We start from the raw sequence: 24789 nt of genomic DNA on the forward strand, positions 1-24789 counted from the left end.
AGATTTTTGAAATGAAAAACATATTAAATCATAAAACCATCTGGATGACGGCGCTGGCAGGTATTCTTACCGCTTCAAGCTGCACCAAGGACTTTGATGAAATGAACGTAAGTCCGAACAGCCCCACGGCGATCGGGCCGCAGTACCTCCTTCCTACCGGCATTGAAACTTCAATCGACCGTTACTGGGGCCACAGGGACCGGTTTGAGCGGATCAATATCGATGCAGCCGAACTGTACGTACAGCATTTGACCCGGAATATTTACAGTAATGAGGGAGACGATTACACGGTTTCACCTGCATTGCTTTCCAACAACTGGAAAGGATTCTTCAACGAAGGCCTGCTCAATTTCCAGCGCATTATCATGCAGACAAACCCGGAATCTGCTACTCCGAATGCGAATTATGAAGGTGTGGCGCTGGTGATGCGCAGCTGGGTGTTTTCATTGCTGACAGATATGTACGGCGCGATTCCTTACACCGACGCAATCAAGGGAACGGCGATGGAACCGGTTTACACGCCCAAGTACGATGCGATGGATGTGGTTTACGCAGGTTTGCTGAATGATCTCAAATTAGCTAACGAGAAGCTAACAGTAGGCGGGCCTGCGATCGCGGGGGATATTCTTTACTCAGGGGATATTTTGAAATGGAAAAAATTCGCCAACTCACTCCGTCTCAGACTTGCTAACCGCCAGGCTGCGAAAAAATCTGCTGAATCGAAGGCTATCATGGCGGAAATTCTGGCAGATGCGACGAAGTTCCCTGTGTTTACGAGTAATGCAGACAATGCTTCCCTGAAATGCACAACGGTATTACCGAGCAACAACGAATGGAATCAGATTCTGATCCAGGGCGGACGTACGGACTGGAATATCAGCAAAACGCTGGCTGACAAGATGAATGCAATGGGCGATACCCGCATTGCCGTCTACGCAAACCCGAACAAAGATGGTTTGTACCAGGGACACGCTAACGGATTGCCGGACGCGATCGCTACCAGCTACCTGGCCACCAGTTCTACAATCGGTACTGCATTCACAAAAGCTGACGCGCCGGAGGTGATCATGACTTTTGCAGAATTAAAATTCATACTGGCCGAAGCTGCGCTTGACGGTGATATTACGGGCGATGCCAAGAAGTTTTATGAAGATGGAATTACTGCTTCCTTCGCGCAATACGGCCTCACTCCTCCTGCCGACTATTTCACAAAAGCGGGTGCTGCCAGCAAGGAAAAAGTGCTTGAACAAAAATGGATCTCCCTGTTTGGACAAGGTATTGAAGCCTGGGTCGAATGGCGTAGAACTGGTTTCCCTGTATTTCCGGCACCGGATCCGAGAGCGGTATTAAACAATGGTGGTATCCTGCCAACGCGCTTCAACTACCCGGCTTCGGAATATTCACTGAACCAAAAGGCAGTTACCGAGGGCGCTGGCCTGAATGGTGGCGCCGACGATATGAAAACCAAGCTTTGGTGGGCAGAGAAATAACCGTCCTTTTTATTCATTCAAGAAATCAGAGAATTATGAAAAATATCAGATCTTCCATAACCACACTTTGCCTGCTGGCAATGGTCACGCTTGGAATCGCTTCCTGCAAAGTAGAGGACCCGTTTTTGGAAAGAGACGTAGCGCCTGTGCTGGTTGATATCGTAGGAGCTCCTTTCGGCGCACCGATCGCCAGCGAGCCGACTGTAACCTATGCCGCGACGGCCACGAAACTGACGCTTTCGGCCCGCCTGCTGGAACTCGATAAAACCAATATCCTCGACCATACCAAAGGCATCGACTCGATCCCTGTCCCAAATCTTGCGATCAGAATTACACTGCGTTCCGGCGCAGCGTTGGGTGAAGTTACATCCAATGCCGACGGACTGGTGACGATTGATAAAACCTGGGCAGAACTGGGTATAGCCGCACCGAAAGCCGGTTCGCTAATCAAGATTTCCTGGACGGGAAATCACAAGGGAATTGCCTTCACAAGATTTTCACAAATAGCAGCTAACTAACTGAAAAACAAGCTAACTGTGTTCCGTGTTGGCTTGTTTATTTGTAAATTGAATTATAGTTTTTCCAATCACATATTTATCGTCACGTATTACTAAAACTTTTATAAAAATGAATCAGAAAATGGACCGTCGGAATCTTCTTAAATCCGGTTTAATGGCAATCGGAGGTATGACACTGGCCCCGCATTTGAGCATGGGCGCTTTCGCTGGCGCACCGTTGTCGCTGGATCCTGAGAACCGCATTTACCGCAGCCCCATGGTAAGAGAGTATTTTTTACCGGATGATTTGAAAGCGCCAAAGATTATCGCCAAGCTGAATGCAAACGAAAATCCATACGGCCCGCCGATGTCAGCACAGAAAGCAGTAGCCGATTCAGTAAAGAATGGCAACCGCTATGCGTGGAAGGAAATGTATGATCTTATTGATAAAATAGCCAAAAAAGAAGGGGTAACTGCCGACCATATCATGATGGGCCCGGGTTCATCGGACCTTTTGGAAAAAGTGGCATTGGTGACTTTCATGAAAGGAAAAGGAAACATCGTTTCTGCTGATCCTTGCTATATGTCGCTGGTGCAGGTTGCCAAATCCGTTGGCGCAACCTGGAAGCCTGTTCCCTGTACCGACGACTGGTCACACGACCTGAAAGCAATGGAAGCCGCAATCGACAGCGAAACGAAACTGGTGTACGTTTGTAACCCAAACAACCCGACCGGCGCGATCACCAAAGGCCAGGACCTGCTTGATTTCTGCTCACGCGTTTCCGAAAAAGTACCTGTATTTGTTGACGAAGCTTACATTGAACTGGCAGTAGGCGCTGATACCCAGAGCATGGTTTCACTCCTTACCCAGAAGAAAAATGTGATCGTAGCCCGTACTTTCTCCAAAATCATGGGAATGGCCGGTATCCGTGTAGGATATATGGTCGCACTTCCTTCCTACCTGGAAACGATCAACAAGATCACCCGCGGCGGAATGGGGATTTCTTATACCTCGATCTTTGCAGCTTCTGCCAGCCTCGACGATAAAGATTTTCAGGGAAACACGCGCAAGCTGAATCACGAAGCGAAGCTTTATCTGTACGAAAACCTGGATAAAATGGGATATAAATACATTCCGTCCTACACCAACTTCGTACTCTTCCCGGTGACCATACCTGCAAAAGAATTACTTACAAAACTGAATGCAAAAGGCGTCTCAGTACGCACATTCGACATTTTGAACAAACCCTGGTGCCGCGTAAGTCTCGGTACGATGGACGAAATGAAAGCATTTGTAGGGGCGCTGGGGCAGTTGAGTTAGTATGCGTTGTCATTGATGGTCATTTTTTGTCATTGATTGTCATTGATTGTCATTTTAGTCATTGGTTGTCATTGGTTGTCATTTATAGTTAGGTGCAGGGTCTTCTTGTCAAGTGCAGTTTAGAAATAGCACAAGTAACGTCAAACAATAAATGACGACAAATGACCATAACTGACAACCAATGACCTTAATGACAATCAATGACTTAATGACAAGCAATGACCACAAATGACAAAAATTGACCATCAATGACAACCTGACCCCCCAAACACCCCCCCATTACCAACCATTGAAAAACACCTGCCACATCAACATTTCCAATCATGAGTGATGCATTGCAAAAAACCATAACACTCTTATTGCTAATATCCCTTGGACTGCTCTTGAAAAGCAAATTCAAGAACAAGGATCAGACTAATGGGATCAAGGAAATCATTCTGTCGGTTGCATTGCCTTCGACCATATTCATTTCTTTGATGAAGATCGATATTGATTCTTCGATGATCATTATCCCGCTGGTGACTTTGGTTTTCAACTTTTTGATGTTTTTCTCGGCGCCGCTGGCTTTTGCATTATTTGGTATTGAGAAAAACAGCCCGACCGGAAGAACATTGATGATGCTCATTCCTTCTCTCGCGCCGGGACTTTCGTGCTTTCCTTTTATCGCTGAATTTTTAGGGGAAAAAAGTCTGGCGATTGCGGCGCTGGCTGATGTTGGCAACAAGTTCTTCGTGCTGATTTCTCTTTATATTCTCGCTATGAATATGTTTTTGAAAAACAGTAACGACAAGGAAACCAAAGTGGGCGGCAAGCTGAAAAGTCTTTTTGCGAGCATGTTCCAGGAGCCTATTAACCTGCTGATTTTCCTTGCGATCATTCTCCTGAGTTTGGGAATCAACTACAATACATTGCCGCCGATCGTGACGGATCTTTTTGATAAAACCAGCGCGATGATGACACCGCTTGTGCTTTTGTTCATCGGGCTTGCAGTTCAACTAAAAGAAGGAAAAAAACGCATTGTCGCGAGTATCCTGTTTTTCAGGGCAGGTATCACGATGCTGATCAGCGCGGGGATGATTTATGTACTGAATATCAACGATTATGCAATGATCCTGCTGGCGATCGTGATCCCGCTGAGTGCCGCTAGTTTCTGGCCTCTCGCGCATATTTCGGCATTCAATATCAAAGAAGACGCAAAAGGTTTACCCAAAGAAAAACGGACTTTCGACCTCGAACTGGCTGTATTGCTCCTTGCTTTCTCACTGCCTTTTTCGACGATTTTAATTCTCGCAATCCTTTCTTCCGGTACATTCTTCGCGCACAACTCTACCCTGATCACGGTAGGTTTGGTACTGATCGCCATTGGTGCGCTGCCGAATGCATTAAGTAAAGTTTTTGTAAAAATGTCAAAAGCATAAACTTCCATTGTGATTAAACTAGCAAGTACTTCACTCCTTTTACTCGTATCGCTCAGTGTATTTGCCCAGACCGACAATATGTCCGTCGGGCAGATCAAATCTGAGGAAACGATCAAAGTTTCAAAGAAAAAGAAGCGTTACCAGTACTTCTCCGGAAGTGCGCCCGTAACAATGGCCGACGGTAGTGTTAAACCGATCGCGGATGTAAAGATTGGCGAACATGTTAAAACCTGCCGGGGCGGGAAAACGACCGCCACGCAGGTGAAGCAGATCGATGTTTTTAACCAACCCTATTCTGCATTAACCGCATTTTATCTCCGCCCGGCCGAAACTGTCGCGGAATCACAGCAAATAGTCCCCGCGCTGCTGATAGAGGCCACGCCCGACCACCGGGTCCAAACCAGTCACGGCAAAAAAAGAATGAAAAAGCTTTCGAAGAAGGACGTTTTGTACCACTACGAACCTGCCACCGGCCTGGTATCCCTTTGGAAAATAGGTGCGGTAAAGGAAAACGCCAGACGCGTGACCAAAGCGTATCACCTCGAAACAGTCGACGGTACGTATCTGGTAGATAATGTAATGGTGGCTAATAATTGATTTTGCCTTAACCCAAAACCTTTCCGACCTTTGCGGTATTCATTACCAATCGCAAAATCGTGTCTGAGCTACATACTTCGTTAACCCCCAAAGAATCCGGTTTCATTTTTCCTCCCGAGTGGCATCCGCACCGGGCTACCTGGCTCACATTTCCGCATAACGAATCGTCCTGGCAGGGAGAAAAGCTGGCGCAAATGCGGCCGCAATATCTGGCATTCATTAAGGCGATCAGTCAGGGTGAAAATGTGGGCATTATTGCTGATAATGAGAATCTTAAAAGCTTTATCACAGCAGAACTTTTCCGCACCGGCGTCGATCTTTCAAAAATCGAATTTATCATAAAACCTACCAACGATGCGTGGTGCCGAGATCACGGGCCTTCGTTTTTGATCAACCCTGAAACAATGCAAAAAATGATCGTCGATTGGGGCCACAATGCATGGGGAGGCAAATATCCACCTTATGACGACGATAACCGCACACCTGCCGCAGTAGCGAAATACCTGAACTTACCGATCGTTAATCCGGGTATTATCATGGAAGGCGGCGCGGTGGAATTCAATGGCGCCGGAAGTGTGCTGACCAGCAAATCCTGTTTGCTGAATATCAACCGCAACCCGCATTTGAAACAGGCAGAAATTGAAAAATACCTATGCGATTATTACGGCGTGGAGCAGGTATTGTGGGTAGAAGGCGGCATTGTCGGCGACGATACCGACGGGCATATTGACGATACCACGCGGTTTATCAACGAAGATACCGTGGTGGCCTGCGTCGAGTCAAATCGAGAGGACGAGAACTACGAAATTCTGCAAACCAACCTGGATTTACTTAAAAAAATGCGGCTGGTAAATGGCAAACAGCTGAATATCATTGAGCTTCCGATGCCGAAAGCAGTGGTGATCGACGGTTTCCGCACACCCGGCTCCTACGCTAACTTTTTAATCTGCAATATCGGCGTCATCGTTCCGGTCTTCAATAATCCAAACGACCAAGTTGCGATTGACATCCTGGAGAAAGCATTTGCGGGAAGAAAGATCATTCCGCTCGAAGCGACTGAGATCATCTGGGGACAAGGTAGTTTTCACTGTTTGAGCCAGCAGGAGCCTTTGGTTTGAAAATTAGGGCTCGTTGGACAAAAAAACCCCTAAATCCCCCAAGGGGGACTTTTAGGTAGTGCAAAAAATTAAAGTAAAGCCCCTTTAGGGGTTGGGGGTTTTAGGAGGCTTGGTTTGAGATTAGGGCTCGTTGGACTTAAAAAATTCACCCCTAAATCCCCCAAGGGGGACTTTTCGTTGTTGCAAAAGACCTCATAAAGCCCCTTAAGGGGTTTGGGGTTTTTAGGAGACCTGCTAGCCCCTTCAGGGGTTGGGGTTTACTACTCCCCCAGCGCGGCCCAGTCGTCTCCTTCGTGCAGGAATACGTTGTAGTCTACGAATCCTCTTATCCCGTCGGCCCAGCCTTTTTCGCTGTGTTGCCAGAATAGGACCTGCGAATCGAGTGCCAGGTCGCTGATATCGTCGCGGGAATAGCCGGCGAGCCAGAGCGGGTAGTCGTCGAAATTTCCGGCTATATACTTTTTGTAGAAATATTCATTTACATAGATAATAGGCCGCACGCCGTAGTGCTTTTCTATTTGCGTGAGCCAGTTTCTTACCCCTTTTATAATGATATCGTCGGGCCGGCCGGCGTGCGTTTCCAGGTCCAGCACGGGCGGCATATCCCCGGCTTCCATCCTCACCTGGCCGATGAAGTTCTGCACCTGCCTGTCGGACATCACCCTGGGATTATAAAAATGATAAGCCCCGCGTTTCATCCCTACCCTTTTTGCCTCGTTCCAGTTTCTTTTATATTGTTTGTCTAAATGCGTCGCGCCCTCGGTCGCTTTGATGTACACGAAGTCGATCTTCACTTCACCCGATCGTGTATTTCTCAGCTTGTCCCAGTTGATCTTCGCATTGTGGTGAGATACGTCGATCCCGTGGATTGTGTACCGCATCGGCAGCCGGATACCGAACTTGCTGACAAACTCCCATTGGTTTTCATCCTTGCTGTCGCGCCACCAGATGATGCCCGCTATCAGTAAAACGACCCCGGCAATAATCGCCCAGCCTTTGGGCGGAAGGGGCTTTAAATAGGGTATTTTCTTCGGAGAGGACTTAATTTTCTTTTTCGCCATTATGCTGCAAAAATAGCAAAGTTCAGTGTTCCGCAGCTACAACCACTTATTTTGGATCTCAACCGCTCCTGTACTTTGTAATACATAGTACCTGTCGTCACCTATCTTTGTTATGTCCAAGAGGGACAGCAGTCACAGAACCTTTAAACATCCATTAGCCATGAAAAACTTACTTAAATCAATCGCCTTCGCAGTAGCATTCACTGTTGTTTTTACTGCCAATACTTTTGCCGACGATAAGGAAACCAAAAAAGTAACCAGTTTCGGTACCGGAATTTTCGCTTCAAAATCAGGTAACATTCACATCAATGTAGATAAATATGCAGACTGCAATGCGATGGTGCTGGTAACCAATGACAGAGGCCACGTAATGTTCCGTGAAGTGATCGGAAAGGATACCGAGAAATTCAGAAAAGCACTGAATGTAAAAAATCTGCCAAGCGGAATTTACACCATTCAGATTACCGGAAAAGGCGAGAAACTGATCAAAACCTTTGAACTGTCCGAGCAACCTGTGGAGCGCGTACTTGCCATTAAATAATATCTGTTAGCCAAAAAATAAGCCCGGCGCATTCAATTGCACCGGGCTTTCTTTTTGTATTAATAAAAATTCTAGATCACAACATTCACGATCCGTTTTGGAACGACGATCACCTTTTTCGCAGGTTTTCCTTCCATCCATTTTACTACCGTTTCGTTTGCAAGTACCGCCTTTTCGATTTCGTCACCCGGTGTATCGAGCGGGAAAGGAAGTGAGATGCGCACTTTTCCGTTGATCTGCACAGGGTATTCAAAAATTGCGTCGATCACGTGCTGCTGCTCCCATTTCGGGAACGAGGCGCTCGAAACTGTTCCTTCCGCATTGCCCAACGCCGCCCAAAGTTCCTCCGCAATATGTGGCGCATAAGGAGATATCAAAATTACCAGCTCCTGCAATACCGTTATACTGTGACATTTCAGACTGCCCAGCTCATTTACGCAAACCATAAAAGCGCTCACGCCAGTATTGAAGGAGAAGTTTTCAATATCCTCTTCGATCTTTTTGATCGTTTTGTGAAGGATTTTCAATTCATCCGGTTTGGCAGGAATATCTTTTACGACCGACTGTCCCGCGTCGTTATAAAACAACCGCCACAGCTTGCGTATAAAGCGATAAGTACCGTCAATTCCGTGCGTATTCCAGGGTTTAGCCTGTTCCAGCGGGCCGAGGAACATTTCGTACAAACGCAATGTATCTGCTCCGTATTTCTCTACAATATCATCGGGATTTACGACATTAAATTTGGATTTCGACATTTTCTCGATCTCCACCCCACACACATATTTCCCATCTTCCAGAATGAAAGTCGCATTTCCAGCACCAATATCCGCCCGCGTCGCTTTAAATTTCTCAATATCAAGCACATCATTCTGCACGATATTCACGTCCACGTGTAATGCGGAAACTTCATATTGGTCGCGCAATCCGGCACTTACGAAGGTTGGATTGTTGTAGTCTTCGCTTTTTACACGGTACACAAAACTGCTGCGCCCCTGGATCATTCCCTGGTTAATCAGCTTTTTGAAAGGCTCTTCCTGAGGCACATAACCTCTGTCTTTCAGGAACTTGTTCCAGAACCGGCTGTATAGCAAATGCCCGGTCGCGTGCTCGGTGCCGCCCATGTACAAATCCACATTCTGCCAGTAACCAATCGCTTCCTGCGAAGCAAATTCCGACTGATTTTTAGGATCCATATACCGGTACCAATACCAGCTACTGCCCGCCCAACCCGGCATCGTGCTCAGTTCGTAAGCATTACCAGAGCTGTGCTGCCAATCCTGCGCCCGTCCCAGCGGCGGCTCGCCTGATTCTGTCGGAAGGTATTTATCAACGTCCGGCAAGTTCAGCGGCAACTCGCTTTCAGACATCAGATAAGGTACCGGAGTTCCGGTGCTATCTTCTTTATAAAAAACGGGAACCGGCTCGCCCCAGTAGCGCTGACGGCTAAAAACCGCGTCGCGCAGCCTGTAATTGATCTTTCCTTTTCCAATACCCTTTTCTTCGAGGTATTGTATCAAAACCTTGTTCGCTTCGTGGAAAGTCAGTCCGTTAATGATTCCCGAATTAATATACTTGCCTTCCTTGGTCGCGTCGGCCTGTGTTTCTATGTCTTTTTGTCCATCCAGAATGGGGATGATCGGCAGGTCGAAATGCTTCGCAAAGTTCCAGTCGCGCTGATCGCCGGAAGGTACTGCCATGACTGCGCCGGTACCATAACCCGCCAAAACGTAGTCAGCAATATAAACCGGCACTTTCTCCCCGTTAAAAGGATTGATCGCAAATGCCCCCGTGAATGCACCTGAAACCGTTTTTACATCCGACATTCGGTCACGCTCCGACTTCTTCTGCGTCATCGCAATATATTCATCAATCGCCCCGCGCTGCTCGGTAGTAGTGATCTGGTCCACCAACTCATGCTCCGGAGCAATCACCATAAAAGTAACCCCGTATATCGTGTCGACACGGGTGGTAAAGACTTCGATGAAGGGGGAGAAAAGGGAGGATGGAGGAACGGAGGATGGAGGAACGGAGGATGGAGGAACGGAATATGGATTTCTTTCTCCATCCTCCTTCCTCCCTTCCTCCCTTTCTTCCCAAACCTGAAACTTCACAAGCGCGCCTACCGATCTTCCGATCCAGTTGCGTTGCTGTTCTTTTAATGAATCTGTCCAGTCTACGGTGTCCAGTCCGTCAAGCAAACGTTGCGAATAGGCGGTGATGCGCATCATCCACTGACGCATCAGTTTCTGGATAACCGGAAATCCGCCGCGCTCGGAAACGCCGTCTTTTACTTCGTCATTTGATAATACAGAACCCAGGCCCGGGCACCAGTTTACGGTCGCGTCGGCTACGTAGGTGAGCCTGTATTTTAATGTAATCTTATATTGTTCTTCTTCTGAAAATGCATTCCATTCTTCGGCCGTGAATTGCGGGGTATCCTCGTCGGCGGGCGCATTAACCCTTTTATTTCCGCTTTCGCTAAATTTTTGGGTCAACGTTTCAATCGGCTCAGCCTTGTCGGAATCGTTATTGTACCAGCTATTGAAAAGCTCGCCGAAGATCCACTGGGTCCATTTGTAATAGCCCGGATCGGAAGTGCGCACTTCGCGGCTCCAATCGTAGCTCAGACCCAGGTTTTTCAACTGTTCAATATAGCGGGATATATTCTGCTCGGTCGTGATCGCAGGATGCTGGCCGGTCTGGATCGCATATTGCTCAGCCGGCAGACCGAAACTGTCGAATCCCATCGGGTGCAGCACATTGAAACCTTTCAGCCTTTTATAACGGGAATAAATATCGGAGGCAATATACCCCAGCGGGTGTCCCACGTGCAGGCCCGCTCCGGAAGGATACGGAAACATGTCCAGCACGTAGTATTTAGGTTTGTCAGATTGATTTGAAACATGGTAAGTCCCATTTCGTTCCCAGAAACCCTGCCATTTTTTCTCTATTTCCCCATGACTATACTCACTCATAGCTTATCATTTAAATGCATTCCCAATCCTTGAAGAAACCGATTGCGAAAGCTGCCCTGTAATAGGAAGGTGATTAAAATATTTATTGAAACAACGCGCAAAAATAGCGTTTTTGATCGTATCCAGCTTCTTCTGCCGTGAATAACCTGCGAAACAGCCATTGCAAAGCGTATTTGGGGAAACTAATGCCCAGAAGCGCATTCATACCTACTCTCCGCACCCGGCATAGCTTTTTAATAAAATTTAATAAAGAGGTATTCATCATTCAAACTATCTAATTCATATTGCTATGAAAAACATTCTAATTGCGCTGTGTGCACTATTGATCAGCTACTCCGCATCGGCCCAATACGATCCTGCTTTCAGATTTGGTATTAAAGCTGGGGCAAACCTTTCTAATATCAACGGAAGTAACGACCTGTCATTAAACTCTGGCGGAAACGCATTTGACTTTAAAGACAACGATAACCGCTCACTGGGCTTCGTAGGTGGTGTATTTTTCAGATTTGGTAAGAATGCATATATCCAGCCTGAATTTTTACTATCTCAAAAAGGAGGAAGATTTAATGTTTATGAAGATGGTGTACAGAACTCGGATGGAAAAGTAGACGTACGTTTCTCTAACCTCGACGTACCGATCCTTTTCGGTGTAAGAATCGCTAAATTCTTCCGCATCAATGTCGGCCCGATGGCTTCTTTGAGGTTGAACAGCAATGGAAAACTCGGCGACTCATTTGACGATGTGACCGGCGGCAATTCAGAGGCAGAATTCAAAAACCGCCTTGCTTACGGTTACCAGGCAGGTGTAGGTCTTGATTTCGGAAGATTAAGTCTTGATGTGCGTTACGAAGGAAATTTCACAGATGTTGTGAAGATCAACTTTAACAACGCGACTACTGCATCTCAATTTGGAAAGAAAAGCAATCTGTTCCAGGCAACGCTCGGCTTCGCTATTTTGTAAGTCAGGCGCAACCAGCATCATATCGACGGGACCATCATTTGATCGGTCCCGTTTTTTATTGTTTGTCTGTCGGGTCAAATGATCTGATTTCTACTTTTGCGATTCTTTAATTAAATTGCCTGATAGCGAACCTCTCAAATCAGGCCTTTTCATCCAAAACAGTGGCGATAAATACAGATAATGTTAGGTTGGTATTTGGATTGAAACTTAAACAGCTGCGACTGGATAAGGGTCTTTCATTAAGTGAATTATCTGCAAAATCGGGCTTATCTATTTCCTATATCAATGAAATTGAAAAAGGAAAAAAATACCCGAAGTCTGACAAAATATTGGCGCTCGCACGGGCCATCGATGTCGACTACGATACCCTGGTCTCTTTGAAACTCAGCAAGCGACTGGAACCGATTTCGGACTTATTGAGCTCCAATATTCTCACCGAACTGCCGCTTGAACTCTTCGGTATTGATCCTGCTAACCTGCTTGAAATCCTGTCCGACGCGCCGATGAAGATCAGTGCATTTGTGGGCACATTGATCGAGATCGCGCGCAATTACAATATGTCGATTGAGAAGTTTTACTTCTCTGCATTGCGGACTTACCAGGAAATGCACGACAATTATTTCGAAGATATAGAACTGGAAGCCGAGCGTTTTCTAACAGAGCATAACGTGGAGCCGGAAAAACTGCTCGACGAGCATTTTCTTGCCGGGATTCTGAAAACGAAATTCAATTACAAAATCGAGCAGATCAATGAACGGACAAACCCTGAATTTTCAACGGTACGTTCGCTTACGATCAACAATATATTAGGTAACCGGTTGCTCCTCAATGCACATTTGTCTTCGGTCCAGCGTGCATTCATTTACGGTCGTGAACTTGGGTATCTGTATTTAGGTCTGAAAAATCGCTTGCAAACCACCGCGCTCGTAGAAGCTGAAACGTTTGAGCAGCTGCTTAATAACTTCAAAGCCTCGTACTTTGCGAGCGCGATCATTATCAAGAGGAGTCTGCTTGTACCGGCTATTACCGATGTTTTTGCGCAGAAAACGTGGCAGCCTGATCAGCTTATCCGGTTGATCCATCATTTTAATACTACCCCCGAATCTTTCTGTTACCGGCTCAGCAATATCCTGCCGCGCTATTTTGGTATTAATCAGATCTTCTTTTCACGGTTCAATAATTTCGTAGGTCAGAATGTGTTCGATATGACGAAGGAAATGCACATTTCCCGAAAGCATTATCCGCATACAGTGCGCGACGAGCACTATTGTCGCCGCTGGGTGGCGCTCACGATCCTGAACGATCTGGCCGACAAAATCAATAGCAAGGAGCAGCCGCAGGTATTGTGCAAGGCGCAGAAATCAACTTACGTCGACACGCAGGACCAATACCTGGTGATCAGTTTTGCACAGCAGATGTCGCCGACGCCCAATCTGAATGTCAGCGTTTCAATGGGCATTTACCTCGACGAACCTACCAGGGAGAAGCTGGCATTCCTCGACGATCCCTCGCTGCCTTCCCGCGAAGTGAATCAAACGTGCGAAAGATGTTCACTCTACGATTGCCGCGAGCGGATCGCGGCACCGATCATCCTTCAAAAGAAATTTAAGAACGAAGCTTTGAGGAAAGCATTGAAGAAAATTATTCCCTAACACGGTCATGATTCAGAGCGTTTTAGCGTGGCTACATTAAAATTTTCTTAGAAATCGATGCAGAAAAATCTTTGATTCTATACCCGGTTATATTTGCCAACTATTTGTAAATACTACGATGCCTGGCACATACAACTTTGAGGATTTCCTGTTGAAGATTTCCACTCCGTTTTATTTGTTGTTAATAGGTTTAGAGATTTTCCTTACGTACCGGCAAACCAGCCACGACCATTCCGCCAGGCCCTCCTACTCATTCCGGGACAGCGTCACTAATGCTGTCCTGATGCTTTGCAATGGCGGTATTGACCTTCTCTTCCGGGCAGTTTATGTAACTGTTCTGCTGTGGTTCTACAACCTCGCATTATTTGCTCCGATCCAGAATCCGTTCGCTTACTGGCTCTTGCTCTTTTTGCTGGAAGACCTCGCTTTCTATACTTTGCATTATGTGGATCACCATTGCCGGCTATTCTGGGCGGTGCACGTTACGCACCATTCTTCTGAGCACTTCAATCTGACAACCGGTTTTCGTTCGTCTGTTTTCCAACCGCTGTACCGCTTTATTTACTTTATCCCGCTCGCTATTTTAGGTTTTGAACCTGCGGATATCATCGTCATGTATTCCCTGACACAGATTTACGGCATTATCGTGCATACCGAATATGTCAAAAAACTGGGCTGGCTGGAATATTTGCTGGTTACCCCTTCTCACCACCGCGTGCACCACGCGAGCAACGTGCAATACCTGGATAAAAATATGGGTATGTGCCTGATTATCTGGGACCGCATATTCGGAACGTTTCAGGAAGAAATGGCGGAGGTACCGCCACGTTACGGTTTGACAAAACCAATGCAGCCCGAAAACGTGGTGCAGACCGTTTTTCACGAGTGGAAAGAGATCGGGCGGGATTTTCGGCAGCCTGTGGATCTTCCGACAAAACTCAAATATTTGCTGAAAGCGCCAGGCTGGTCGCACGACGGGTCGCGGGAAACGAGCAAGGATTTACAGAGCAGATTGTGAATCCGGAAAATGAATCACATTGTTTTCTGCAATAAAAGCACGTAGTATTAGCAGATAAATATGGTCAACTATCATGCGTACATTAATTTCCCTTTTGCTTTGGGAATTTCGCGATTTAGTTCTCTGGCTGTTGCGATCCATTCGTCAATCACCGTTTGCGCATTTGAAAGCGCTTCGCTCTGGGTAATTCCATCGGCCATACAGCCAGGCAACTCTGGCACTTCGACAATGAATCTGCTATCTTCTTCGCTCCAATAAATGATGAGCTCGTATTTACTGTTCATAATTGACAAGCTTGTATTTCAAGATTATTGCTCTGACCTGTTTGATCTGGTAAGGTTTAGCCTTGTTTCCATCAGGCTGGATATTGACAATTTCCGCAATATTTTCCTTATAAAAAATTCGATGACTACCTCCCGTTGTTTTTTCTGTGAAGCCAAGATTTAAAAGAATAGATCTTAAATCATTGAAACTGAAATTATTATCAGCAGCGCCCGAAAGTAGTTTAAATATCAACTTTTCAAATTGCCCCATATATATTTTACAAGATTCCAAAAACACGTTTTGCCTCAACCATATCCACTTTGTGTGCCTCCGCTGCATTCATCGTTTTTGGAGAAGTTTTCTCTAAGCACTGTTCCAAAACAAAATGCGGCTTTACATTTATAGCATTCATCGCAGTGACTAGTCGTGGATAATCAATATCACCTTCGCCAAAGGTTTCCTGCCAGATACTGCCTTTCGATTGACGGATATGCAGCTCTACAATGCGCTTTCCGTACAATTTAACAATATCAAATAGAGCAACCTGCGAATTACCAGCGCCGCGGTACACCCAATGTACGTCGAGACAAAGTGATACGTTTTTCGGATCGGTTGCCAGCAGCATGTGATGAAACTCCCGCGCCGCAGCCCGCAGCTCCACGTCGTGGGTATGGTAAGCTAGCGTCATGCCGCGCTTTTTTAGCTCAGCCCCCAGCTTATCCATATTCTTCGCCTGTTCCGCCAGTTGCGCATCCGATTTATTCTCCTGACTCCCCCATTTGATCGGATTAGGGTTTGTTACTACAATCTTGGTATTCGCCGGTTTTAATGCATCCGCAATCGAAAGCACCGATTCAATAGATTTCGCAGCTTCCTCTGCCTGATGCAAAGAGGTATTCACATAAACCGACGGCATTAAAAGCTGGTACTTTTTCAAAAGGGGCAAAAGCTTCGTTACATCTTCCGCATTGTTCAATGCAGGTTCGTAGGCTTTCAAGCCAGTCGATGCGAAATCAGCGAATGACGCGTCCAAATTTGCAGACCAATCCTTCCCGTCACGGGCATAAAACGTGATCCAGGAGTATTGGTTGCAGGAAAGTGGAAAAGGCGCAGCGGTTTGGCCCAATGGATTCGGGAGTGACAATAGAGTCGGCACGGCAGCCAAGGCAGGTATTGAACGGAGAAACTGACGACGGTTCGTTTCCATATATATGAAGTGAAATTTATTACAAAAGTAGCATTGTCGACGATGCTACCCGGTAGGTCGGTGGCTGTATTCTTGCGGCATCAGCGCGGGAAATTTTTTACCTTTGTATCACTTAAAGGATAAATCCCTTTCTTATGCATCATACGCTTCAACTTACGCTCGCGCCGGAGATCGCTCTGGACGAAGAGCAATTCCGACAACATATTTTCAGGAAACTCCGCATTCGCGAAGCAGATCAGCCTTTTATTCGAAAAACACGCCAGTCAATCGACGCGCGTGGCAGGCAAGTAAAAGTGAATGTTCAGGCAGAGGTTTATGTAAATGAACTTCCTCCGTCGTTGGTTACTTCCGTTTTTGAATATAAAGACGTCAGCGCCCGTCCGCAGGCGCTCATTATTGGCTGCGGCCCGGCGGGTATGTTTGCCGCGCTGCGACTGATCGAGCTGGGTATCAAACCTGTCATTTTTGAAAGAGGAAAAGATGTGCGCGCCCGGCGACGAGATCTGGCGGCTATCAATAAGGAACATGTTGTTAATCCCGAATCCAACTATTGTTTCGGCGAAGGCGGGGCGGGTACTTACTCGGACGGAAAATTGTACACCCGCTCCAACAAACGCGGTGATATTCGCCGGATTCTGGAAATATTTGTCCAGCACGGTGCAAGTGAGCAGATCCTGATCGATACCCACCCGCATATTGGTACCAATAAATTGCCGGTAGTAGTTTCAGAAATGCGGGAGAGCATTTTGAAAGCTGGCGGAGAGATTCATTTCAATACAAAAGTAACTGACTTCCTTGTTACGGAAGGACAGCTGAAAGGTGTGGTGACCGGGGATGGAAACGAGCACAAAGGTCTGGGGGTAATCCTGGCAACCGGCCATTCGGCGCGGGATATTTACACTTTGTTGCATTCCAAAAATATCCTGATCGAAAGCAAATCCTTTGCGATGGGTGTACGCATTGAGCATCCTCAGAATACGATCGACAAAATTCAATATCACTGCGCCACCGACCGCGGGCCCTATTTGCCAGCGGCTTCTTATTCGCTGGTTACGCAGACTAATTACAAGGGAGTGCAGCGGGGCGCATTTTCGTTTTGTATGTGTCCGGGCGGGTTCATTGTGCCGGCCGCCACTGCTACCGGCGAAGTGGTGGTAAATGGTATGTCGCCTTCCAAACGCGACTCGCCTTATGCCAATTCAGGGCTGGTGGTTTCGGTAGAAGAACCGGATCTGCTGCCTTACAAATCTTTTGGCCCGCTGGCAGGATTACAATATCAAATGGAAATGGAGCAGCGGGCATGTGCGCTGGCGGGAGCAATGCAAACTGCCCCGGCGCAGCTGGCTACGGACTTTGTAAAATCGAAAATTTCGTCAGAATTGCGTGACACTTCCTACCAGCCTGGTCTGGAGTCGGTCGACCTCTATGAAATCCTGCCCGAAAATATCGCATTTCCGCTTCGGGAGGCATTAATTGATTTTGGTCAGAAAATGCGGGGCTACCTTTCACCCGACGCCCAACTGATCGGCGTGGAAAGCCGCACTTCTTCGCCTGTACGGATTCCCCGCGAGCGCGAAAGTTGCGAACATCCCGAGGTCAAAGGCCTGTTTCCCTGCGGAGAAGGAGCCGGGTACGCCGGTGGGATTATGTCGGCTGCTATGGACGGGGAACGTTGCGCCGAGCAGCTCGCGAAGTTGTACGCAAGGGTATAACACGGCAATCGTTATTTGTTATATTTGTAAAATACCAATTCCTGACACCCCACAGCCGCGATGGCATCACTGGAATCCTTTTCGTTATTTACCGAACAATTAGCTAAAAAACTGAAGTACCCGCTTCCGGGTGATTCGGCGCATAAGCTGATGCAGGCTTCCAGCAAGCTGCGGCTTACATTTAAACCCAATTCCCGCACGCGTAAAAGCGCGATCCTTATTTTGTTTTATCCCCATCAAAACGAAATATACTTTCCCCTGATCCTTCGCCCAGCTTACGACGGCGTGCATTCGGGGCAGGTTGCATTCCCCGGCGGGCGCTACGAGCTTACTGACAAGGATCTTATTCGTACGGCACTGCGGGAAGCGCAGGAAGAAATCGGTTTGCGGCTGAATGATGTGAAGATACTCGGGATCCTCACGGAGCTCTTTATTCCGGCGAGCAACTTCTACGTTTTACCCGTGATAGCCGCCATGCCCTACCGCCCGGATTTCTACCCCGACCCGCGCGAAGTGGAAGACATTTTTGAGATCAAACTGGAAGAAATATCCGACATTAATATCATCGGATCCAGCGACATTCAGGTGCGCGGCGAGCAGGTACATGCGCCGCACTATATGGTACAGGGGTACAAAATATGGGGTGCCACAGCGATGATGATCAGCGAGCTGCTGACTGTCCTGAACGCGCAGGACCCCGACGCTGCAAACTGATAATTATAGCTTTATTTGCTATATTAGCAGTTAATTCAAATCAATCTGACGGCAATTTTCGCGCTGCAACGTACCTGGATATGTTGCAGTCCTTCAACGAAAGCCGGTGGATGAAGACCTTATATTTCTGATTAGTTTAAAACCTGGTTCCTCCTTCATTTATGGACGAAAACGGAGCTACGCCTGACGTAGAAGATAGCGGATTGCATGAAAAAGTGCCCATTTCGGGTTTATATGAAAACTGGTTTCTGGATTATGCCTCTTATGTAATTCTTGAGCGTGCGGTACCTGCGATTGAAGACGGTCTGAAACCGGTTCAGCGACGCATTATGCATGCGCTCAACGAAATGGACGACGGGCGTTTTAATAAAGTGGCGAACGTGGTCGGCTCGTCAATGCAGTATCACCCGCACGGCGATGCTTCCATTTACGATGCGATCGTTAATATCGGCCAGAAAGAATTGCTTTTTGATACCCAGGGAAACTGGGGAGATATCCGTACCGGCGATAGTGCGGCCGCAGCGCGTTATATTGAAGTAAGGCTTTCCAGATTTGCAAAGGAAATCGTATTCAACGACGATACCACTGACTGGCAGCTTTCCTACGATGGCCGGAAAAGAGAACCCGTTACCCTGCCTGTCAAATTTCCGCTAACACTTTCACTTGGCGTGGAAGGTATTGCAGTAGGGCTTTCCACCAAAATACTTCCCCACAACTTTTGCGAGCTGATCGAGGCTTCCATTGCCATTTTGCAGGGAAAAGATGTCACAATTTTTCCAGACTTTCTGACTGGCGGGCAGATAGATGTTTCCAATTACAATGACGGGCACCGTGGCGGAAAAGTGCGTGTGCGCGCCAGAATTGAGGAAGAGGATAAAAAAATGCTCGTTATCCGCGATATTCCTTTCGGTACCACGACCACTTCACTCATTGATTCCATTGTAAAAGCGAATGACGGTGGGAAGATCAAGGTTAAAAAAGTTGTTGATAATACGGCGGCGGAGGTAGAGATACAGGTGCACCTGGCACCGGGCGTTTCTCCGGATATTACTATGGACGCACTTTACGCATTCACTGAATGTGAAGTGTCCATTTCACCGAATGCCTGTATAATTATTGCAGACAAGCCTCATTTTGTAGGTGTTACTGAGATTTTAAAGTACAATACCCAGCAAACGGTGCACCTGCTGCAACGTGAGCTTGAAATCAAGCGGCTTGCGCTTCTTGAAAAAATCCTTTACGGATCTCTTGAAAAGATATTTATTGAAAACCGCATTTACCGGGATATTGAGGAATGCGAAACATTTGAAGCGGTAATCAGGACGATTGATAAAGGACTCGAACCATTCAAACCACAATTCTACCGGGAAATAACCGACGACGATATTGTGGAGCTGACCGAGATCCGGATCAAGCGTATTTCTAAATACGACGGTTTCAAGGCCGACGAACTGATGCGGAAATGGCAGGAAGAATTAGCGGAAACCGAGGATAACCTGGCCAATATCACCCGTTTCGCGATCGACTATTTCCGCGATCTGCTGAAAAAGTATGGTAAAGGCCGTGGAAGAAGAACTGAAATACATGCATTCAACCAGATTTCAGCGAATATCGTAGCTGCCAATAACCAGAAATTGTACGTCAATCGTGCCGAAGGATTTATCGGATATGGTCTCAAAAAGGACGAATATGTGATGGATTGCTCGGATATCGATGATATTATCATTTTTAGGGGTGATGGAAAATGTCTTGTGACCAAAGTGCAGGAGAAGATATTTGTTGGAAAGGACATTATTCACTGTGCGGTTTTTATCAAAAACGATGAACGTAAAGTGTATAACCTCGTTTATCTGGATGGAAAAACGGGCGTTTCATACATTAAAAGATGCCAGATCACAGCGGTGACTAGAGACCGTGAATATGATCTGACGCAGGGATCTCCCAAATCCAAAATCACCTATTTCACTGCCAATGATAACGGGGAAGCTGAGATAATCACCGTGAACCTTACAGCCCAGAGCAAAGCGAAAGTCAAGCAGTTTGATTTCAATTTCGCAGAGCTGCTAATCAAGAACAGGAGCGCAATGGGTAATATCCTGACCAAATATCCGATCAGGAAAATTACGCTGAAGCAAGCCGGTCGCTCGACGCTGGGCGGGGTGGATATGTGGTTTGACCCGATTATCGGGCGCCTTAACCGTGACGAAAGAGGTGAATATCTTGGCAATTTCGGCCCGTCGGATAGTATCCTGGTTATTTATAAAGACGGTTCCTATGAACTGACGAACTTCGATCTGACCAATCACTATGTGCCCAATGAGGTACTGCTCGTCAAGAAATTTGATCCGACGCTGGCGATCACGGCGATCTATTTTGACGGAGGTCAGAAACAGCATTTCATCAAACGCTTTAATATAGAGACTTCCTCGCTGGACAAAAAATTCCTGTTTATCAGTGACGCCAAAAACAGCAAGCTGCTGCTGGCCAGCACTGACAAACGTCCGGTGCTCGAAATTGTTTACCCCAAAACACCTCAGAAAGAGGAAACTACCACTGAATATATCATTGAAGAAATGGTGGACGTACGCGGCTGGCGGGCAATGGGTAACAAGCTTCCAAATGACAAGTTTAAGAATATCCGCTGGCTTGCTCCCCTGCCAGATCCAGTAATGGAGCAGGAAGCAACGGAAGAGCCCGAAAATGTGTTGGAAGAAGAGGTAACCAGTGAAGATGTAACCGGTGTAACAGAACCAGAAGTTATCACAGAAAATACAGTTAACTTAACGGGCAAAGAGGAGGAAACCGCCGACCCGCAGGAAGGAGATGAAGCTGAGGAGGATAAAAAACCAGGCACTAAAAATAAAAAGGATAACAAGAAAGGGCCTGATTCGAAAAGCCAGCTTGGCATTTTTGAATAAATAATATAGGCTTAATCCGCTGAACAGGCAACGGAAGGTGCCTGTTTTTGCGTACTAAATAAGGCAGGCAACCCATTGCAGTAAACGTCCCGGGTAACTGAGGGCACATCATTGTTTCGGTGAAAAGAGCAATTAAAATCATATTAGCCTTACTATTCGCGTGCATGATTTTCATCTTGCTTTGTAATTTATGGGTGGTGTACTGTACAAGACAATACAATTACTTTTCCATAGAAAACCTACCTTCCAATGATGTTGCATTAGTGCTCGGTACCAGCCCCAGATCGGAAAAAGGGAAAGACAATCTTTTCTTTAAGTATCGAATGGAAGCTACTGCGCGGCTTTTTAAGGAGGGAAAGATCAAATACATTATATTAAGCGGGAATAATGATTCGCAATATTACAATGAGCCGCTTTCCATGCAGCGGGCGCTGCTAAACCTGGGGATACCGGAGAATGTAATGACCCTGGATTATGCCGGTTTCCGGACTTTTGATTCTGTTGTGCGGTGCAAAGAACTTTTTAATCAGGATAATTTTACGATCATTTCCCAAAATTTCCACAATGCCCGTGCGCTGTATATCGCTCATAACGAAGGTATTAAAGCAATATCCTTTGCCGCACAGGATGTTCCTGACGGGTATTCAATGCGGACCTTGGTGAGGGAATACCTTGCCAGGCCCAAAGCAGTGCTCGACGTGCATATTTTACGGCCGTCGGCAGATATAACCTCCAATAATGAGATTAGGAACGATGAGAAACCGAAGTGAGGGCATGCATACGGGGCGAATATCGGTTGATCGGAATGCTTTCTTCAAAATAATATCCTCCCTATTCTTTTTAATACTATCCTATTCAGGGACAGCGTATTCGCAGACAACTCATGTAATCAAGGGCAGAGTTACGGACGCCAGCACAGGCGATGCGATCCCGTTTGCCAATGTGGCGATCAAAGCTTCGCTCTACGGAACTACCACCAATTTCGATGGCTTTTACCAGCTCAACTACAATCCTCCCGCTGACTCGATCAGTGTTACTTATGTGGGTTATGAAAACCGCAGCAAGGCTATCAAAGCAGACCTGACCGAACAGACCATCGACGTGCAACTGGCTCCCGGCTCCACGCAGTTGAGAGAGGTGAAGATATTTGCCGGCGAGAATCCCGCGTGGGCGATTTTGAGAAAAATCGTAGCGAACAGGAAGACGAATAATATAGATAACCTGGGCGCTTACGAATATGAGAGCTATAACAAAATCCAGATTGATATTGATAACCTTTCCGAGAAATTCAGGAACAGGAAGGCTGTCAAAAAAATGACGCATATTGTTGATAAATATGACGAAGTAAAAGGTGAGAATGGAGAAACGATCATCCCTATCTTCATTTCTGAGTCAGTTTCCAACGTTTTTTACCGCAGAGATCCCAAGAAGAAAAAAGAGATCATCAACAAAACGAAGATATCGGGCGTGGGACTTACAGACGGAAGTCTTACCTCGCAGTTGATCGGCTCTTCGTTTCAGCAATATAATTTTTACAACAACTGGTTAAATCTCCTGGAAAAAGATTTTGTCTCGCCGATAAGCGAAAACTGGAAGCTGTATTATGAATATTACCTCGCGGACAGTGTTTACAACGGTTCCAGCTACGACTACCACATTGAATTCGAACCCCGGCAAGAGCAGGACCTTGCGTTTACCGGTAACTTCTGGGTCGATGGCGATACTTATGCGTTAACTCAGATCGATGTTAATGTGGGTAAAAAGGCGAATCTGAATTTTATCGAGAAAATTAAGATCCAGCAATCTTACGAGCTTTTTGAAGATGAAGGAAAATGGTTAACGTCGAAAACACGGGTGCTGATTGATGTGGACGAGCCGACAAAGCAGACTGCGGGAATGCTGCTAAAATTCTATTCGGCCAATTCGAACTTCAAACTGAATGCGCCGCGTGACAGCAAATTCTACGATACGTCGATCGAGCTGAAAGACGATTACATGAAGCACGATTCCACTTTCTGGATCAAAAGCCGGCCCGAGGCACTTAGTCCGAGTGAGCGACTTTCGTTTCAACTGGTTGATTCGCTGCGTGTTCTGCCGGTTGTGAAGACTTATACCGAGATACTGAACATCCTCGTCAACGGTTACAAGAAGATCGACAAATGGAATATTGACATCGGCCCCTATTTGTTTTTGTATGCCAATAATGCCGTGGAAGGCCACCGTTTCAGAATGGGTTTCCGGACTGATCCGGGGTTCAGTCGCAAATGGATTTTCAGCGGTTACGGCGCTTATGGTACGCGCGACAAAGCCTTTAAATACGGCGCGGGAATGGATTATATCATCGACCGGAAGCCGTGGACGATGGCGGGTATTTCGTATTCAAAGGATCTCGAACGTTTGGGCGTTTCTGCCGAGACAATTGGCCCTAACACGCTTTTTGGCGCTTTTTCGCGTTTTGGTGCATTCCGCCGGGCTTACTGGCAGGAAGATGTTTCGGCTTATTTTAAGCGGGAAGTGGTGAAAGGTTTAACAGGCAGTGTGCAGATCCGGCACCGCGATTTCAGGCCGCTATTTCCTTTTGCATACAAAACACAACCCTACGCTGGTATCGATTCCCCTACCAAATCCGCATTTGACATCACCGAGATCAATTTCGAAACGCGGTTTGCCAACAAAGAAACGTTTCTACAAAATGATAACGAGCGGATCAGTATGGGAAACGGCAATTCGCCCGCATTTACTTTGAGATATACTCTGGGTGTCAAAAATTTTCTGGGTGGGGATTTCAATTATAATAAGCTTTCTTTCAATGTAAAACAAAGCTTTCGCACGGGGGTGATCGGACGGACTTACTATAATCTGACATTCGGCCTGATCCCATCGACCCTGCCTTACCCGCTGCTGTACACGCCGTTGGGGAATGAATCGCTTTTTTACGTCGATAATGCATTCAATATGATGCGTTACTTCGAGTTCGTCAGTGACCGCTACGTTTCACTGCGAATGGAGCATAATTTTGAGGGGTTTCTGCTCAATCGCATTCCGGCGATCAAGAAATTGAAGTGGCGGATGCTCGCAACGGGAAAGCTGTTTTACGGAAGTATCAGTGAATCCAACCTGGCATTGACCGCAGCTACCGATGACGCCGGACATGAAATTCAGCTGTTTAACAAACTGAAAGACAGACCCTATGTAGAGTTGGGTTATGGTATTGATAACATTCTCAAAAGCGGCCGCATTGACTTTATCCACCGGCTTACTTACCTGGACAATCCAAATGTGACGCCCTTCGCAGTGAAGATATCTTTCTGGTTCAGCCTTTAAT

20 protein-coding genes are annotated in these 24789 nt (G+C 46.6%); 15 read left to right on the forward strand and 5 right to left on the reverse strand.

What is annotated here, in order from left to right; all coding sequences use genetic code 11:
* The first annotated feature begins 11 nt into the window (after positions 1-11).
* The 6 genes from LZG94_RS13255 (at position 12) to LZG94_RS13280 (ending at position 6441) form a co-directional block, all read left to right on the forward strand.
* The gene (locus LZG94_RS13255; RefSeq protein ID WP_233792351.1) at positions 12-1490 is read left to right on the forward strand and encodes a SusD/RagB family nutrient-binding outer membrane lipoprotein; all 1479 of its coding nucleotides are present in this window, start codon (positions 12-14) and stop codon (positions 1488-1490) included.
* Positions 1491-1525: 35 nt separating this feature from the next.
* Positions 1526-2008 (forward strand): hypothetical protein, encoded by a 483-nt coding sequence (locus LZG94_RS13260; protein WP_233792352.1) that lies wholly within the window; start codon positions 1526-1528, stop codon positions 2006-2008.
* A gap of 109 nt (positions 2009-2117) precedes the next feature.
* Entirely contained in the window at positions 2118-3308 is a 1191-nt protein-coding gene (locus LZG94_RS13265) for a histidinol-phosphate transaminase (protein WP_233792353.1), read from the forward strand.
* A gap of 323 nt (positions 3309-3631) precedes the next feature.
* Positions 3632-4726 (forward strand): hypothetical protein, encoded by a 1095-nt coding sequence (locus tag LZG94_RS13270; protein WP_215232444.1) that lies wholly within the window; start codon positions 3632-3634, stop codon positions 4724-4726.
* A 9-nt stretch (positions 4727-4735) separates the two neighbouring features.
* On the forward strand, positions 4736-5323 hold the full coding sequence (locus LZG94_RS13275) for a hypothetical protein (protein WP_233792354.1): 588 nt from the start codon (positions 4736-4738) through the stop codon (positions 5321-5323).
* 59 nt (positions 5324-5382) lie between these two features.
* Complete coding sequence (locus LZG94_RS13280) at positions 5383-6441, forward strand: agmatine/peptidylarginine deiminase (protein ID WP_233792355.1); 1059 nt, start codon at positions 5383-5385, stop codon at positions 6439-6441.
* A gap of 260 nt (positions 6442-6701) precedes the next feature.
* Here LZG94_RS13280 and LZG94_RS13285 read toward each other — a convergent pair whose 3' ends face one another.
* On the reverse strand, positions 6702-7502 hold the full coding sequence (locus LZG94_RS13285) for a glycoside hydrolase family 25 protein (RefSeq protein WP_233792356.1): 801 nt from the start codon (positions 7500-7502) through the stop codon (positions 6702-6704).
* A 160-nt stretch (positions 7503-7662) separates the two neighbouring features.
* Here LZG94_RS13285 and LZG94_RS13290 point away from each other — a divergent pair, with 160 nt between their 5' ends.
* Positions 7663-8043, forward strand: a complete 381-nt coding sequence (locus LZG94_RS13290; protein WP_233792357.1) for a hypothetical protein — start codon at positions 7663-7665, stop codon at positions 8041-8043.
* Between the two features lie 71 nt (positions 8044-8114).
* Here the strand turns inward: LZG94_RS13290 and leuS are convergent, their stop codons facing one another.
* Positions 8115-11018 (reverse strand): leucine--tRNA ligase, encoded by a 2904-nt coding sequence (gene leuS / locus LZG94_RS13295; protein WP_233792358.1) that lies wholly within the window; start codon positions 11016-11018, stop codon positions 8115-8117.
* Positions 11019-11307: 289 nt separating this feature from the next.
* Between leuS and LZG94_RS13300 the strand changes: the two genes are divergently transcribed.
* The 3 genes from LZG94_RS13300 to LZG94_RS13310 all read left to right on the forward strand — a co-directional run bounded on the left by LZG94_RS13300 (position 11308) and on the right by LZG94_RS13310 (position 14649).
* Positions 11308-11979 carry a porin family protein gene (locus LZG94_RS13300; RefSeq protein WP_233792359.1) on the forward strand — a complete coding sequence of 224 codons (672 nt, stop codon included), beginning with the start codon at positions 11308-11310 and terminating at the stop codon, positions 11977-11979.
* 161 nt (positions 11980-12140) lie between these two features.
* Complete coding sequence (locus tag LZG94_RS13305) at positions 12141-13631, forward strand: helix-turn-helix domain-containing protein (protein ID WP_233792360.1); 1491 nt, start codon at positions 12141-12143, stop codon at positions 13629-13631.
* 118 nt (positions 13632-13749) lie between these two features.
* Entirely contained in the window at positions 13750-14649 is a 900-nt protein-coding gene (locus LZG94_RS13310; protein WP_233792361.1) for a sterol desaturase family protein, read from the forward strand.
* 71 nt (positions 14650-14720) lie between these two features.
* Here the strand turns inward: LZG94_RS13310 and LZG94_RS13315 are convergent, their stop codons facing one another.
* From LZG94_RS13315 to LZG94_RS13320, 3 genes are read right to left on the reverse strand one after another with little or no spacing between them, the layout of a single operon-like run.
* The gene (locus LZG94_RS13315; RefSeq protein ID WP_233792362.1) at positions 14721-14933 is read right to left on the reverse strand and encodes a type II toxin-antitoxin system HicB family antitoxin; all 213 of its coding nucleotides are present in this window, start codon (positions 14931-14933) and stop codon (positions 14721-14723) included.
* On the reverse strand, positions 14923-15252 hold the full coding sequence (locus LZG94_RS26555; protein ID WP_409013278.1) for a type II toxin-antitoxin system HicA family toxin: 330 nt from the start codon (positions 15250-15252) through the stop codon (positions 14923-14925). The genes LZG94_RS13315 and LZG94_RS26555 overlap by 11 nt, the downstream gene beginning before the upstream one ends.
* A complete protein-coding gene (locus tag LZG94_RS13320; RefSeq protein WP_233792363.1) occupies positions 15191-16120 on the reverse strand; it encodes a sugar phosphate isomerase/epimerase in 930 nt (309 codons plus the stop codon). Before LZG94_RS13320 ends, LZG94_RS26555 begins: the two co-directional genes overlap by 62 nt.
* Positions 16121-16254: 134 nt before the next feature.
* Between LZG94_RS13320 and LZG94_RS13325 the strand changes: the two genes are divergently transcribed.
* The 5 genes from LZG94_RS13325 (at position 16255) to LZG94_RS13345 (ending at position 24788) form a co-directional block, all read left to right on the forward strand.
* Positions 16255-17832, forward strand: coding sequence for an NAD(P)/FAD-dependent oxidoreductase (locus tag LZG94_RS13325; RefSeq protein ID WP_233792364.1), 1578 nt, complete (start codon positions 16255-16257; stop codon positions 17830-17832).
* Between the two features lie 60 nt (positions 17833-17892).
* The gene (locus LZG94_RS13330; RefSeq protein WP_233792365.1) at positions 17893-18546 is read left to right on the forward strand and encodes a CoA pyrophosphatase; all 654 of its coding nucleotides are present in this window, start codon (positions 17893-17895) and stop codon (positions 18544-18546) included.
* A gap of 161 nt (positions 18547-18707) precedes the next feature.
* On the forward strand, positions 18708-21464 hold the full coding sequence (locus LZG94_RS13335) for a DNA gyrase/topoisomerase IV subunit A (protein WP_233792366.1): 2757 nt from the start codon (positions 18708-18710) through the stop codon (positions 21462-21464).
* A 164-nt stretch (positions 21465-21628) separates the two neighbouring features.
* Positions 21629-22234: a vancomycin high temperature exclusion protein gene (locus LZG94_RS13340; protein ID WP_215232458.1), complete on the forward strand. Its 606-nt coding sequence runs from the start codon at positions 21629-21631 to the stop codon at positions 22232-22234.
* Complete coding sequence (locus LZG94_RS13345) at positions 22203-24788, forward strand: DUF5686 and carboxypeptidase-like regulatory domain-containing protein (RefSeq protein ID WP_233792367.1); 2586 nt, start codon at positions 22203-22205, stop codon at positions 24786-24788. The genes LZG94_RS13340 and LZG94_RS13345 overlap by 32 nt, the downstream gene beginning before the upstream one ends.
* The last annotated feature ends 1 nt before the right edge of the window (position 24789 follow it).

It is taken from the genome of Dyadobacter sp. CY343, assembly GCF_021390335.1.
GTDB lineage: Bacteria > Bacteroidota > Bacteroidia > Cytophagales > Spirosomataceae > Dyadobacter.

Bases quoted from the DNA above. Each gene is read 5' to 3' on its own strand.
- LZG94_RS13255 (WP_233792351.1), top strand. From the start codon at position 12: ATGAAAAACATATTAAATCATAAAACCATCTGGATGACGGCGCTGGCA.
- LZG94_RS13260 (WP_233792352.1), top strand. From the start codon at position 1,526: ATGAAAAATATCAGATCTTCCATAACCACACTTTGCCTGCTGGCAATG.
- LZG94_RS13265 (WP_233792353.1), top strand. From the start codon at position 2,118: ATGAATCAGAAAATGGACCGTCGGAATCTTCTTAAATCCGGTTTAATG.
- LZG94_RS13270 (WP_215232444.1), top strand. From the start codon at position 3,632: ATGAGTGATGCATTGCAAAAAACCATAACACTCTTATTGCTAATATCC.
- LZG94_RS13285 (WP_233792356.1), bottom strand. From the start codon at position 7,502: ATGGCGAAAAAGAAAATTAAGTCCTCTCCGAAGAAAATACCCTATTTA.
- LZG94_RS13290 (WP_233792357.1), top strand. From the start codon at position 7,663: ATGAAAAACTTACTTAAATCAATCGCCTTCGCAGTAGCATTCACTGTT.
- leuS (WP_233792358.1), bottom strand. From the start codon at position 11,018: ATGAGTGAGTATAGTCATGGGGAAATAGAGAAAAAATGGCAGGGTTTC.
- LZG94_RS13300 (WP_233792359.1), top strand. From the start codon at position 11,308: ATGAAAAACATTCTAATTGCGCTGTGTGCACTATTGATCAGCTACTCC.
- LZG94_RS13310 (WP_233792361.1), top strand. From the start codon at position 13,750: ATGCCTGGCACATACAACTTTGAGGATTTCCTGTTGAAGATTTCCACT.
- LZG94_RS13315 (WP_233792362.1), bottom strand. From the start codon at position 14,933: ATGAACAGTAAATACGAGCTCATCATTTATTGGAGCGAAGAAGATAGC.
- LZG94_RS26555 (WP_409013278.1), bottom strand. From the start codon at position 15,252: ATGCAGCGGAGGCACACAAAGTGGATATGGTTGAGGCAAAACGTGTTT.
- LZG94_RS13320 (WP_233792363.1), bottom strand. From the start codon at position 16,120: ATGGAAACGAACCGTCGTCAGTTTCTCCGTTCAATACCTGCCTTGGCT.
- LZG94_RS13325 (WP_233792364.1), top strand. From the start codon at position 16,255: ATGCATCATACGCTTCAACTTACGCTCGCGCCGGAGATCGCTCTGGAC.
- LZG94_RS13330 (WP_233792365.1), top strand. From the start codon at position 17,893: ATGGCATCACTGGAATCCTTTTCGTTATTTACCGAACAATTAGCTAAA.
- LZG94_RS13335 (WP_233792366.1), top strand. From the start codon at position 18,708: ATGGACGAAAACGGAGCTACGCCTGACGTAGAAGATAGCGGATTGCAT.
- LZG94_RS13340 (WP_215232458.1), top strand. From the start codon at position 21,629: ATGATTTTCATCTTGCTTTGTAATTTATGGGTGGTGTACTGTACAAGA.
- LZG94_RS13345 (WP_233792367.1), top strand. From the start codon at position 22,203: ATGAGATTAGGAACGATGAGAAACCGAAGTGAGGGCATGCATACGGGG.